Source organism: Gordonia sp. AC31, assembly GCF_031844505.1.
Classification (GTDB): Bacteria; Actinomycetota; Actinomycetes; order Mycobacteriales; family Mycobacteriaceae; genus Gordonia; species Gordonia hongkongensis.
The window spans coordinates 18,921-32,272 of record NZ_JAUZVK010000004.1; the positions used below are offsets into that span (position 1 = coordinate 18,921).

General features: G+C 70.3%; 7 protein-coding genes and 1 tRNA gene. 4 read left to right on the forward strand and 4 right to left on the reverse strand.

The features are described from left to right. Positions 1-10: 10 nt before the first annotated feature. Complete coding sequence (locus Q9R39_RS06050) at positions 11-820, reverse strand: NAD-dependent deacylase (RefSeq protein WP_311277205.1); 810 nt, start codon at positions 818-820, stop codon at positions 11-13. Next, the gene (locus Q9R39_RS06055; RefSeq protein WP_065629038.1) at positions 817-1,242 is read right to left on the reverse strand and encodes an HIT family protein; all 426 of its coding nucleotides are present in this window, start codon (positions 1,240-1,242) and stop codon (positions 817-819) included. The genes Q9R39_RS06050 and Q9R39_RS06055 overlap by 4 nt, the downstream gene beginning before the upstream one ends. 584 nt (positions 1,243-1,826) lie before the next feature. Here Q9R39_RS06055 and Q9R39_RS06060 point away from each other — a divergent pair. Together Q9R39_RS06060 and Q9R39_RS06065 are read left to right on the forward strand one after the other, a co-directional pair. Further along, entirely contained in the window at positions 1,827-11,090 is a 9,264-nt protein-coding gene (locus Q9R39_RS06060; RefSeq protein ID WP_311277206.1) for a polyketide synthase, read from the forward strand. Between the two features lie 38 nt (positions 11,091-11,128). Then, complete coding sequence (locus Q9R39_RS06065) at positions 11,129-11,521, forward strand: holo-ACP synthase (RefSeq protein ID WP_055474732.1); 393 nt, start codon at positions 11,129-11,131, stop codon at positions 11,519-11,521. A gap of 13 nt (positions 11,522-11,534) precedes the next feature. Here the strand turns inward: Q9R39_RS06065 and Q9R39_RS06070 are convergent, their stop codons facing one another. Both Q9R39_RS06070 and bcp read right to left on the reverse strand, forming a co-directional pair. After that, positions 11,535-12,161, reverse strand: a complete 627-nt coding sequence (locus Q9R39_RS06070) for a TetR family transcriptional regulator (protein ID WP_055474733.1) — start codon at positions 12,159-12,161, stop codon at positions 11,535-11,537. A gap of 10 nt (positions 12,162-12,171) precedes the next feature. Beyond that, the gene (gene bcp, locus Q9R39_RS06075; protein ID WP_055474734.1) at positions 12,172-12,648 is read right to left on the reverse strand and encodes a thioredoxin-dependent thiol peroxidase; all 477 of its coding nucleotides are present in this window, start codon (positions 12,646-12,648) and stop codon (positions 12,172-12,174) included. A gap of 150 nt (positions 12,649-12,798) precedes the next feature. On the opposite strand from bcp, the gene Q9R39_RS06080 reads away from it, so the two are divergent. After that, positions 12,799-13,023 (forward strand): DUF3618 domain-containing protein, encoded by a 225-nt coding sequence (locus tag Q9R39_RS06080; RefSeq protein ID WP_058250014.1) that lies wholly within the window; start codon positions 12,799-12,801, stop codon positions 13,021-13,023. A 127-nt stretch (positions 13,024-13,150) separates the two neighbouring features. Beyond that, positions 13,151-13,223 (forward strand) — tRNA-Lys (locus Q9R39_RS06085). Positions 13,224-13,352: the final 129 nt, after the last annotated feature.

The window sequence follows — 13,352 nt, forward strand, 5'->3', positions numbered from 1 at the left end:
CCGCACCACGTCAGCCGAGCGACGCGAGCAACGCCGGCAGACCGACCGCGGCGGGCATCCGCAGACTGTGGGTCACGATGTCGGACAGCGCGGACGGCGACGGGTTGAACTCGATGACCGGGATGCCCGCGCGCACCGCGCGTTCGGGTAGCGCGGCTGCCGGGTAGACGATCCCGCTGGTGCCCACGACGAGCACCACCTCGGCCGCACGGAACGCCTGATCCGCTCGCTGCCAGTCCGATTCGGGCAGTGCTTCGCCGAACCACACGATGCCGGGCCGCACCTTCCCGCCGCAGCGCGGACAGGTGGGCGGGTCGACGCGCGGGTCGTCCGGTGCGGTACCGGTGTCGCCGGGATCGGGGAATGCGCCCGGGCCGTCGTACGGGGTCCCACAGACCGAACACCGGGGGGCGAACAGGCTGCCGTGCAGGTGGCTGACGACGTCGCTGCCGGCCCTCTCGTGGAGATCGTCGACATTCTGCGTCACGATCATGACGGTGCGGCTCGTGGCGAGTTCGGCGAGCGCGCGGTGGCCCGCATTGGGCTGCGCGGCAAATACTTCGCGTGCGCGCCAGCGGTACCACCCCCAGACCAGTGCGGGGTCGCGCGCCCACGCTTCCGGGGTGGCGAGTTCGGCGGGATCGAACTTGTCCCACAAACCGGTCTGGGCGTCCCGGAAGGTGGCGATGCCGCTCTCGGCCGACATACCCGCGCCGCTGAACACCGTGATCCACTCCGCGCGGCGCACGAGGTCGGCCACCGCGTCCGGAATCCGGGTCTCGGCCCCGGTGTCCGGGTCGGGCTCGTCGGCGAAGGTCATCCGACGGACTCGATCCCGGCGCGCACCGCAGCGGCGGTCTCGTCGGGGTCTGGGTCGCGGCGGACGAGGAAGCCCTTGGCGAAACTCAGCTTGTCCCCGTCGTGTCTGGGGACGACGTGCAGGTGGGTGTGGAAGACGGTCTGGAAGGCCGCGCGGCCGTCGTTCAGTGCCAGGTTGACCCCGTCGGCGGACACCGGTCCGGTCTTCATCGCGGTGGCGACTCGTTGGCCGGCGCGGAAGAGAGCGGCGCCGAGGGTGGGGTCGAGGTCGTCGAGCCCGGAGGAGTGGACCCGGGGCACGAGGAGGGTGTGCCCGCGGGTCACGGGCCGGATGTCGAGGAACCCGAGGACGTCGTCGTCGGAGTAGACGATGCGACCCGGGGAGGTGCCCGCGATGATGGCGCAGAAGATGCAACTGCTCATGCGGCCGACTCTAGTGGGGTGTCTCGAGGGCACTCGGCCTGCGGCACGGCTGGACCGCGACGCGCAACGGTGCCCCACATCACATAACGGTTTGATAACGGTTGACCGAGCGAAAGTTCGGGCGCACGCGTACCCCTGGGTATGTTGCCTGGCCTGGCGGTTTTCCGACGCTTCCCATGGTGGTTGACACGGTGCCGAAAGTTACCCGCGCGGTTACTGGTCGGTATACCGACAGGTCACCGACAAACATGAGGGTTCCCTCACTTTCGTGTGTCATCATAGGTGTCACGTTCACGCCGACGCCGGCTCCGGACAAAACCGGTGCGCGCCAATGTTGTTGTGCGGCAGGCGTGTTCCTTTGTTGTACCAGCTAGTTCGATCCGGCGGTGTCGCCACCGCGGCCGGTCGTGTGCGACGGCGGCGAGACCGATCACGTCAGCGCACGGAAAGGCCGCTGCCGACAGCGTTTCTCGCGCCGCCGCGACTCGCAGACCAACCGCACAACACCCACAGACATCTACTGCACCGCACCTACGCACTCCGCAAATCCACACTCTGAGACCGACCACCACAGAGGAGTATCCGTGACCGTCGACCAGTTCCGCTCCGGCTCGCAGGGCGCCGCCAACGCAGAACGGCCCACCACCACGCTCATCGAGCGGCTCACGCAGGGCGAGCCCTACGCGATCAGCTTCGGCGGGCAGGGCGGCGCATGGCTGCCCACGCTGACCGAGCTGGTCGTCGACGCCGACCTGGAACACCGGGTCGCCACCATCGTCGATTCCGCCGAACGGCTCGTCGAGCCGGTTGCCGACGAACTCGTCGTGGCACGGGTGTCCGGGTTCCACCCGCTCACCTGGGTGCACGCGCACGACGCAGGTGAAGACGTGCCCGCCGAGGCCACTCTCGCCGATTTCACCCTCTCGGGTCCGGGTGTGCTGCTCACCCAGCTCGCCGCCGTGGAGGCACTCCGCAAGCAGGGCCTGGACACCGCCGTGCTCCCGCCGAAGGCCGTGGTCGGGCATTCCCAGGGCTCGCTGGCCACCGATGCGGTGGGCGCCGACGGCCGGATCGCCGAGTCCGGTCAGGGCCTGCTGCTGGCCGTCGCGCACCTCATCGGCGCCGCCGGTTCGTTGACCGCGCGTCGCCGCGGGCTGGGCGTCACCACCGACGGCACGCCGATGCTCGCACTCACCAACGTCAGCCCGGCTCGCGTCGACGAGATCCTGGCGCAGTACCGCGCCGGCCTGTCCGACAACGATCTGACGACCGCCCCGGTGGTCGCCATCAAGAACAGCCGCACCGCCGTCGTGCTGTCCGGGGCACCGCGGCACCTCGCCGCGTTCGCCGCCCTCTGTGAGCGGGTCGCCGCGACCGAGGCCGACGAGCGCAAGCGCAAGCTCACCGGCGGGGCGCCGTTCGCGCCGAAGTTCGACCACCTGCAGGTGTCGGTGGCCTTCCACCACCCGGCGATGGCCGAGGCTGTCGAGCTGGTCGGCCAGTGGGCTGACCGTTGCGGCATCGACCGTGACCTCGCCACCCGCCACGCCCACGACATCCTCGTCGGGCACGTCGACTGGGTCGCCTCGGTCGACTCGATCGTGGCCGGCGGCGCCAAGTGGGTCCTGGACTTCGGTCCCGGGGACATCGCGACCCGTCTCACCGCATCATTGGTCCGCGGGCAGGGCGTCGGCCTGGTGCCCGCCGCGCTGCGAGTCGGACAGCGCAACCTGTTCAGCCCCGGCGGCGTGCCCGAGGTCGCGACCCCGTGGTCGCAGTTCGCGCCGACCCTCGTCGAGCTGCCCGACGGCCGTACCGTCGTCGAGACCTCCTTCACCCGCCTCACGGGACGTTCGCCGATGCTGCTCGCCGGCATGACGCCGACGACCGTCGACCCGGCCATCGTCGCCGCCGCGGCCAACGCCGGACACTGGGCCGAGCTGGCCGGTGGCGGTCAGGTCACCGAGGAGATCTTCGCGCGCAACATCGCCACGCTCACCGATCTGCTCGAGCCGGGACGCGAGGCGCAGTTCAACGCGTTGTTCCTCGACCCCTACCTGTGGAAGCTGCAGCTCGGCGGCAAGCGCATCGTGCAGAAGGCCCGCGCGCAGGGAGCCCCGCTCGACGGCGTCATCGTCTCGGCGGGCATACCCGAACTCGAGGACGCGGTCGCGCTCGTCGACGAGTTCGTCGAGGCCGGACTCCGGTTCGTCGCCTTCAAACCCGGCACCGTGGAGCAGATCCGGTCCGTCGTGCGCATCGCGGCCGAGGTTCCGCATCACCCGATCATCGTGCAGATCGAGGGCGGCCGCGCCGGTGGCCACCACTCGTGGGAAGACCTCGACGACCTGCTGCTCGCGACCTACGGCGAGCTCCGCGCCCGCCCGAACGTCGTGATCTGCGTCGGCGGTGGCATCGGCACGCCCGAGCGCGCCAGTGAATACCTCACCGGCAGCTGGTCGGCCGGCTACGGCTACCCGACGATGCCGCTCGACGGCATCCTCATCGGCACCGCCGCCATGGCGGCCAAGGAAGCGACGACCACCCCCGAGGTCAAGCAGCTCCTCGTCGACACCGCCGGCATCGACGAGTGGATCGGTGCCGGTCACGCCACCGCCGGAATGGCCTCCGGCCGTTCGCAGCTCGGCGCCGACATCCACGAGGTCGACAACACCGCGTCGCGCTGCGGCCGGTTGCTCGACGAGGTCGCCGGTGACGCCGACGCCGTGGCCGCCCGCCGCGACGAGATCATCGCCGCGATGGCCGACACCGCGAAGCCGTACTTCGGCGACGTCGCCACCATGACCTACCGCGAGTGGCTCGACCGGTACGCCGCGCTGGCCGTCGGTGACGCCCGCGGCGAGCAGGTCCCGTGGGCCGACATCACCTGGCAGCAGCGCTTCGTGGAGATGCTGCAGCGCACCGAGGCGCGCATGCACCCGCAGGACTCGGGGCCCATCCCGACGATGTTCGCCGAGGTCACCGCCGCCGCCGATGCGTATGCCGCGATCGACGCGCTCGGCAGCGTGTACCCCGAGATCGACACCGACATCCTGCATCCCGCGGACGTCGCGTTCTTCCTGGAGCTGTGCCGCACCCCCGGCAAGCCCGTCAACTTCGTGCCGGTGATCGACAAGGACGTGCGCCGCTGGTGGCGCAGTGACTCCCTGTGGCAGGCCCACGACCCGCGCTACGGCGCCGACGCCGTCTGCGTCATCCCGGGGCCGGTCGCCGTCGCGGGCATCACCCGCGTCGACGAGCCCGTGGGCGAACTGCTCGATCGGTTCGAGGCCCGGGTCGCGTCCGATCTGCAGGCCACCGGCGAGCGCCCGGTCGCCGTCGCCTCCCGGCACCGGGCCGGGCTGGCCGAGGAGGCCGGCGTGCTGACCTCGGTGCTGGAGTCCGACGACGTCAGCTGGGCCGGCCGGATCGTGGCGAGCCCGATCGCGCTGCTCGGCGATCGCGACGCCTGGACCGTGGTCGGACCCGAGCGGGCCGAACACGCCGTCAGCGGCGCCGTCCTGGAGCAGGTCTCCGCCGACTCCGACGCCACCCGTTTCGACCTCGTCGTCCCCATCTCGGGCGCTTCCGTGCGTATCCCGCTGCTGGCCGGCGAAAGCCTGCGCGACGGTGGTTCGCCGCTGGTGGGCCTCGACGACGCGTCGACCGCGATGCGCGAGATCCTCACCGTGGCCGCCGGCGGCAGCCTGGCCGAGGTGACCGACGGCGTGTCGGTCACGACCGTCTCCTGGCAGCCGGATTCGGTCGCCGATCACGCTGCGGTGACCGGGTTCTCCCTGCCGCCGCACCTGCGCCCGACCACCCCGACCGACCCGTTCGGTTTCGCCGTGCCCGACACCCTGGTCGGCGCGTGCTGGCCGAGCGTGTTCAGCGTCATCGGCGCCGCCCGCACCGATTCCGGTGACCCGGTCGTCGAGGGTCTGCTCGACCTGGTCCACCTCGATCACGCGATCGCGCTGACCGGGGAGATCCCCGCGACCGCAGCCGAACTGACCGTCACCGCACGGACCGGCGCGGTCCGGGATGCCGACGTCGGTCGTGTCGTCGAGGTCACGGTGGAGATCGCCGGACCAGCCGGCCCGATCGCGACGCTCGAGGAGCGTTTCGCGATCCGTGGGCGTCTGGGCGCCGCCGAGCTCACCGACCCGGCCCGGGCCGGCGGTGCACCCGCCGCCGAGCAGTCGGCCACCCGCAAGCTGCTCCGGACGGCCACCATCACCGCGCCGAACCGGATGACCGGTTTCGCCGTCGTGTCCGGTGACCGCAACCCCATCCACACCGACGCCGCAGCCGCGAAGCTGGCCGGTCTCGGCGACCCGATCGTCCACGGGATGTGGCTGTCGGCCGCCGCGCAGCAGGTCGTCACCGCGACCGACGCGAAGAATCCGACGCCATCGCCTCGTCCGCTGATCGGCTGGACCGCACGCTATCTCGGCATGGTCCGGCTCGGCGACCGCATCTCGGTGCGCGTCGACCGCGTGGGTCTCGACAACGGCCGCGAGGTCGTCGAGGTCAGCGCCAAGGTCGGCGACAACCTCGTGATGAGCGCGACCGGTCTGCTCGCCGCGCCGCGGACCGTCTACGCGTTCCCCGGCCAGGGCATCCAGAGCAAGGGCATGGGACTCGACGCCCGCTCGCGGTCGAAGGCCGCCCGCAAGATCTGGGATCGTGCCGACAAGCACACCCGTGCGGCGCTGGGCTTCTCGATCCTCGCCGTGGTCCGCGACAACCCGACGACGCTCGTCGCCAACGGGACCACCTACAACCACCCCGACGGCGTGCTGTACCTGACGCAGTTCACCCAGGTTGCCATGGCGACGCTCGGTGTCGCGCAGATCGCCGAGCTCAAGGAGTCCGGTGGCTTCGTCGAGGGTGCCATCACGTGTGGTCACTCGGTCGGTGAGTACAACGCGCTCGCCGCATGTGCCGGCGTCCTCCCGCTCGAGGCCGTCCTCGAAGTCGTGTTCCAGCGCGGCGAGGCCATGCATCACCTCGTCCCGCGAGATGAGCAGGGGCGCAGTGACTATCGGATGGCCGCCATCCGGCCGAGCCAGTTCGGTCTGGCCGACGCCGAGGTCACCGACTTCGTGTCCGGCGTGGGCGCCGCGGGCGGCGAGTTCCTGGAGGTCGTCAACCTCAACCTCCTCGGCTCGCAGTACGCGATCGCCGGCACGGTTCGCGGTCTCGAACTGCTCGAGGCCGAGATCGACCGGCGGCGTGCGGAGTTCGGGGGCAAGCGCGCGTTCATCCTGATCCCGGGCATCGACGTCCCGTTCCACTCGAGCGTGCTGCGCGCCGGGGTCCCGGAATTCCGCGGCAAGCTCGCCGAGCTGCTGCCCGCCGACATCGACATCGACATCCTGATCGGCCGCTACATCCCCAACCTGGTGCCGCGCCTGTTCAACCTCGGACGCGACTTCGTCGAGGAGATCGCGGCGCTGGTGCCGTCGGATCCGCTGAACGAGGTCCTCGCCGACTGGGACGCCTGGGAGGCGACCCCGAGCGAACTGGCCCGGGTGATCCTGATCGAGCTGCTCGCCTGGCAGTTCGCCAGCCCGGTGCGGTGGATCGAGACCCAGGAACTGCTGTTCAGCGGTCCCGAGCGGAACGGGCTGGGAGTCCAGCGCTTCGTCGAGATCGGTCTGAAGGGCGCCCCGACGCTGTCGGGTCTGGCCACCAACACCCTCAAGCTCGACGACTACGCCGCGGCCACCACCGAGGTGCTCAACGTCGAGCGCGACACCGATACGATCCTGGCCAAGGACGCCGGGCACGAGCCCGACGAGGACGAGCTCGACGTTCCCGCAGCGGCCGAGACGTCGGCGGCGGACGCGGCTCCGGCCGCCGCGGCGGCGCCCGCGCCTGCTGCTCCCGCGGCACCGGCGGCACCAGCCGGCGGCCCGCGTCCCGACGACATCGCGTTCACGCCGTCGGATGCGGTGAAGTCCGTGATCGCGCTGTGGACCAAGATGCGCGTCGACCAGATCGGGTCCGCGGACACGATCGAGGCGCTCTGCGACGGTGTGTCGTCGCGTCGTAACCAGCTGCTCCTCGACATCGGCGGCGAGCTCGGACTCGGCGCCATCGACGGTGCCGCCGAAGCCGACATGACCGCGCTGTCGTCGACCGTGGAGACCCTCGCCCGTGGCTACCGGCCGCTGGGTGCGGTGCTCACCGATGCGGTCAGCGACCAGGTCCGCAAGGTGCTCGGCCCGCTGGGCAAGCGCCAGAACTACATCACCGACCGCGTGTCGGGTGTCTGGCAGCTGGGTCCGGGGTGGGGTCTGCACACCACCGTCGCGCTGGCGTTAGGCACCAGGGACGGCGCGTCCGTCCGCGGCGAGGCGCTGGGCAATCTGCTCGACGGCCCGCTGACGGACACCGATTCACTCGACACCCTCATCGACAAGGCCGTGTCCGCGGTGGGTGCGGTCAAGGGCATCCCGGTCGGCAAGCCGGCCGCCGAATCCGGTGGTGGCGCAACGGTCGACGCCGCGGCGCTGGGAGAGTTCACCGAGCAGATCACCGGCCGGTCCGGCGCGCTGGCCTCGGCCGCGTACACCCTGCTGGACAAGCTCGGACTCGCCGAGGTCGCCGATCTCGCCGAGGCCGTGGCCGACCCGAACGCCGAGCTCGCCGAGCTGGTCAGCGCCGAACTCGGGTCGGACTGGGCCCGTACGGTGGCGCCGGCCTTCGACGCGGCCAAGGTCGTCCTCATCGACGACCGGTGGGCAACCGCCCGTGAGGATCTCGTCCGACTCTGGCTGACCGACGAGCAGGACCTCGACGCCGACTTCGACACCATCGTCGGCGGGTTCGCCGGAGCCGGTGACACCGTCGCCGACCACGCCACCTGGTGGCAGGGCAAGGCCCTCGCGAACGGAAACGCCGTGCACGGCCGCATCTTCGGCGCGATCGCGCATGCTGCGGAGAGCCCGGAGAAGGGTGGCTACAGCGGTGAGATCGCCGTCGTCACCGGCGCGAGCAAGGGCTCCATCGCCGCCGGCGTGGTCGCCGGGTTGCTCGCCGGTGGTGCGACCGTCATCGCGACGACGTCGCGACTGAACTCCGACCGTCTCGCGTTCTACAAGAAGCTGTACCGCGAGAACGCCCGGGCCGGTGCCGCGCTGTGGATCGCCCCGGCGAACATGGCCTCCTATGCCGACGTCGACGACCTGGTCGGCTGGATCGCGGCCGAGCAAACCGAGAACCTCGGTGGCACAACGGCAGTGGTGAAGCCGGCGATGAAGCCGACGCTGCTCTTCCCGTTCGCCGCACCGCGGGTCGCCGGTGACCTCACCGACGCCGGTGGTCGTGCCGAGCTGGAGATGAAGGTTCTCTTGTGGTCGGTGGAGCGGCTCATCGGCGGTCTCGCCGACGTCCACTCCGATCACGACATCGCCGCCCGCGTGCACGTCGTGCTCCCCGGTTCACCGAACCGCGGCATGTTCGGCGGCGACGGCGCGTACGGCGAGAGCAAGGCCTCGCTCGACGCTCTCGTCCAGCGGTGGTCGGCCGAGGAGTCCTGGGGCTCCAAGACGACTCTCGCCCATGCGCTGATCGGCTGGGTGCGCGGCACCGGCCTGATGGGCCACAACGACGGCATGGTCGACGCGGTCGAGGCGGCGGGTGTGCGCACCTGGAGCACCGAGGAGATGGCGGCGAACCTGCTGACGCTGTGCACGCCCGAGCAGCGGTCGAGCGCGGTGAGCACGCCGATCCTGGCCGACTTCACCGGCGGCCTGGACAGCTCGACCGATCTGAAGGCGCTCGCGGCCACCGCGGCGGCGTCGGCCGAGCAGTCCGAGGACACCGCGGCGAAGCCGGCGACAACCGTCGCGGCATTGCCCGCACCGGCGCGCGCGCCGAAGGCGATGCGTCCAGAGTGGCCCGCGATCGACGCCCGACCCGAGGACCTCGTGGTCATCGTGGGCGCCGGTGAGCTCGGCCCGTTCGGTTCGGCCCGCACCCGCTTCGAGATGGAGGTCGACGAGAAGCTGTCGGCCGCCGGTGTTCTCGAGCTCGCCTGGAACACCGGACTGGTGCACTGGGATTCGGCGCCGAAGCCGGGCTGGTACGACACCGAGTCCGGAGACCCGGTGCCGGAGAGCGAGATCGCCGATCGGTACCACGACGAGGTCGTCGCGCGCTGCGGCATCCGCCGCTACGCCGACGACGGCGCGATGGTCGACAACACCTCGCCGCTGCTCACCTCGGTCTTCGTCGACGAGGACCTGACCTTCACGGTCAACTCCGAGGCCGAGGCGCGGGCGTTCGCCAGTGCCAACCCGGAGAAGACCCGCGTCGCGCAGAACGCCGACGGCGACTGGCAGGTCACCCGCCTGGCGGGCACCGAGATCCGCGTCCCGCGTCAGTTCGCGCTGACCCGGACCGTGGGCGGTCAGATCCCGACCGGCTTCGACCCGACCCGCTGGGGCGTCAGCCCCGACATGGTGGAGTCGATCGACCGGGTCGCACTGTGGAACCTGGTGGCCACGGTCGACGCGTTCCTGTCGTCGGGCTTCACCCCGAGCGAGCTGATGCGCTGGGTGCACCCCGGTCTGGTGGCCAACACGCAGGGCACCGGCATGGGCGGCATGACCTCGATGCGCGACCTGTACGTCAACACCCTGCTGGGGGAGGCGAACGCGAACGACATCCTGCAGGAGGCGCTGCCGAACATCGTTGCGGCACACGTGGTCCAGTCGTATGTCGGTAGCTACGGCGCGATGATCCACCCGGTGGCGGCGTGCGCGACGGCCGCGGTGTCGGTCGAGGAGGGCGTCGACAAGATCCGCCTCGGCAAGGCGCTGTTCGCGGTCGCGGGCGGCTTCGACGACCTGGGTATCGAGGGCATCGTCGGCTTCGGTTCGATGTCGGCGACCGCGGACTCGGCGAAGATGACCGCGCGCGGCATCGACGACCGCCGGTTCTCGCGGGCCAACGACCGTCGACGCGGCGGGTTCGTCGAATCGGCCGGCGGCGGCACGATCCTGCTCGCCCGCGGCGATGTCGCGGCCGAGATGGGTCTGCCGGTGCTCGGTGTGGTCGCGTGGGCGCAGAGCTTCGGCGACGGTGTGCACACCTCGATCCCGGCTCCGGGTCTCGGTGCCCTGGGCGCGGCTCGCGGGTCACTGTCCTCGCCGCTGGCACGTGCGCTCGGTTCGCTCGGCGTCAGCGCCGACGACGTGGCGGTCGTGTCCAAGCACGACACCTCCACCAAGGCGAACGATCCGAACGAGTCCGAACTGCACGAGCGGCTCGCGGCGGCCATCGGCCGCGGCAAGGGCGCACCGCTGTTCGTGGTGTCGCAGAAGTCGCTGACCGGTCATGCCAAGGGTGGCGCGGCGGCCTTCCAGCTCATCGGTCTGTGCCAGATCCTGCGTGACGGCGTGATCCCGCCCAACCGCAGCCTCGACTGTGTCGACGACAAGATGGCCGAGTACCCGCACCTGGTCTGGCCGCGGGAGACCCTTCAGCTCGGCGAGCGGTTCCCGCTCAAGGCGGGCCTGTTGACCAGCCTCGGCTTCGGTCACGTGTCCGGACTGATCGCGGTGGTGCACCCGGAGGCGTTCATCGCCTCGCTGAACCCGGAGGAGCGCGACGCCTACCGTCAGCGCGCCGACGAGCGGACCCGCCAGGGTAGTCAGCGCTTCCTGCAGTCGATCTGCGGTGGCGAGCCTGCCTACCAGCGTCCGCCGAACCGTCGCTTCGACGAGTCGGTCGACGAGCACGACGCCGAGGCGGGCATGCTCCTCGATCCGCAGACCCGTCTGGACGGCGCCGACGTCTACGTCGCCGGTGAGCCGGTGGCGGGTGGTCGGTGACACCCGGTGAGGCGAATGGCGCGAGCGACTACCAAGGGATGAGCGTTCTCGGTGTGGGAATCGACATCGTGTCGATCCCGGAGTTCGGCGAGCAGCTCCGGCAGCCGGGTACGACGTTCGCCGACCGGTTCACGGTCGGCGAGCGTCGGGACTCGGCCGCCGGGACCGGCGACGACGCCCGGCATCTGGCCGCCCGCTGGGCGGCCAAGGAGGCGGTCGTGAAGGCGTGGTCGGTGAGCCGCTTCTCGCGGTCGCCGCTGTTGCCGCTGATCCGGCACAGCGACATCGAGGTCGTGACCGACACGTGGGGCCGTCCGGCCATCCGTCTGTCGGGCGAGATCGGCGAGCATCTGCGCGACACGACCGTGCATGTGTCGCTGACCCACGACGGGGACACCGCTGCGGCGGTGGCCATCCTCGAGGGCAGGTAGCCCCGCGCGGCTCTCAGACCGTCGTCGACTCCTCGAGCAGCAGATAGCCGGCGAGCATCCGCTTGAGTTCGGCGACGGTCTCGTCGTGGTCGTGGCCGTCCTGTACGGAGAAGCTCAGGAGCGAGTAGGCCGTGTGGACGAGCACCTGGGACATCATCTCGCGGCGTTCGCGCTGCGACGGCGTGAGCGGCGCGATGATCCGCGCGACCTGTTCGGCGAGCACCCGTTCGTTCAGCGACGCCGTGGCGCGGGTCGCCGGTGTCGACTGGACGGCCAGCCACACCGCCCGCCGCGACGGGTCGGTGCGCCACAGGGCCGCCAGGTGATCGAGGAACTTCTCGAGCAGGCTGGGCCACTCCAGGGACGGCACCTCCGAGGAAAACGCCGTGAGTTCCTCGCGGACGTCGACGGTGTCCTGGCGGTCCAGCTCGCACACGATGACGTACTTGTTCGCGAAGTACTGATAGAGCGTGCCGATGGGGACCTCGGCCCGGGTCGCGATCTCCTCACAGGTCAGCGATTCGAACCCGACGTCGATCAACAGCTCGCGTGCTGCTTCGAGCATCGCCTGGAACTTGCGCTTGCTGCGTTCCTGAGTGGGCCGCTTGCGCGGCACCAGCGGTTCGGCGGACTCGGGCATCGGGGCCGGCTCAGACGGACAGGTCGCGGCGCAGCTTGGCGACGTGTCCGGTGGCCCGGACGTTGTACTGCGCGAGTTCGATCGTGCCGTCGGCGTCGACCAGGAACGTCGACCGGATGACGCCGGTGACGGTCTTGCCGTACATCTTCTTCTCCCCGAATGCGCCCCACTCGGTGAGCACCTTCTTCTCCGGGTCGCTGAGCAACGGGAACGTCAGGCCCTCGGCCTCGACGAACTTCGCCAGCTTCGCGGGCTTGTCGGGGGAGATGCCGAGGACCGCGATCCCGGCCTCGTTCAGCTCGCCGAGGTTGTCGCGGAAATCGCACGCCTGCTTGGTGCACCCCGGGGTGGCCGCTGCGGGATAGAAGTAGACGACGACCTTGCGGCCGGCGTAGTCCGACAACGAGACCGGGTCGCCGTTCGCGTCGGGCAGCGTGAACGACGGCGCCGTGTCGCCCACGGACAGTCGGGTGGTGGTCTCAGCCATGAGAGCCAGGCTAGTGCATGGCGACATGCCCGGATGCCGGGATGTCGTAGCATCGAGTCGCTGCCATCTGGCGGTTCGTCCCCGGCGCCGAGAGGTCGTGCGGCGGCCGGGAAGTGAGAAGACCAACGAGAAGCGCCGGAAGGATGCAACGTGGCCGGAGATACCGAACGTATCGAGCAGGACATCGCCAAGGCCCGTGAGGACCTCGCCAGCACGCTCGACGCGCTGGCCGAGCGCGCCAACCCCCAGCGGCTCGCCGACGACGCCAAGTCGAAGGCTCTCGCGACACTGCAGACGCCTGCGGTGAAGTACGCACTCGCCGGGGTCGGCGCCCTGGTCCTGCTCGTCGTCGTCCGCAAGGTCGCCTCGCGATGACCCGCTGATCCAGCAATCGGCGGCGCGACCTCGTCCGCACGGGCCCGTCGAACGGCAGAAGCCACTCCGACCAGGCGATTTCACTTCTGCCGCGGGGGTCCTGTAAGGTTCCATCTCGCACCGCCAAGCGCCATTAGCTCAATTGGCAGAGCAGCTGACTCTTAATCAGCGGGTTCGGGGTTCGAGTCCCTGATGGCGCACAGAGTACTCAAGACGCCTCGCATCGAGCGAGGCGTCTTGTGGCGTCTCAGACGGTTTCGACCGCGGCCGGTGGTCGATGAACGGCAGATGAACGTTCGGCGTTTCGGGTGCGCAACACGCCGCTCGAA

Excerpts from the sequence above, each read along its gene's own strand:
- bcp (WP_055474734.1), bottom strand. The coding sequence starts at position 12,648 with ATGGCTGAGACCACCACCCGACTGTCCGTGGGCGACACGGCGCCGTCG.
- Q9R39_RS06070 (WP_055474733.1), bottom strand. The coding sequence starts at position 12,161 with ATGCCCGAGTCCGCCGAACCGCTGGTGCCGCGCAAGCGGCCCACTCAG.
- Q9R39_RS06055 (WP_065629038.1), bottom strand. The coding sequence starts at position 1,242 with ATGAGCAGTTGCATCTTCTGCGCCATCATCGCGGGCACCTCCCCGGGT.
- Q9R39_RS06065 (WP_055474732.1), top strand. The coding sequence starts at position 11,129 with ATGAGCGTTCTCGGTGTGGGAATCGACATCGTGTCGATCCCGGAGTTC.
- Q9R39_RS06050 (WP_311277205.1), bottom strand. The coding sequence starts at position 820 with ATGACCTTCGCCGACGAGCCCGACCCGGACACCGGGGCCGAGACCCGG.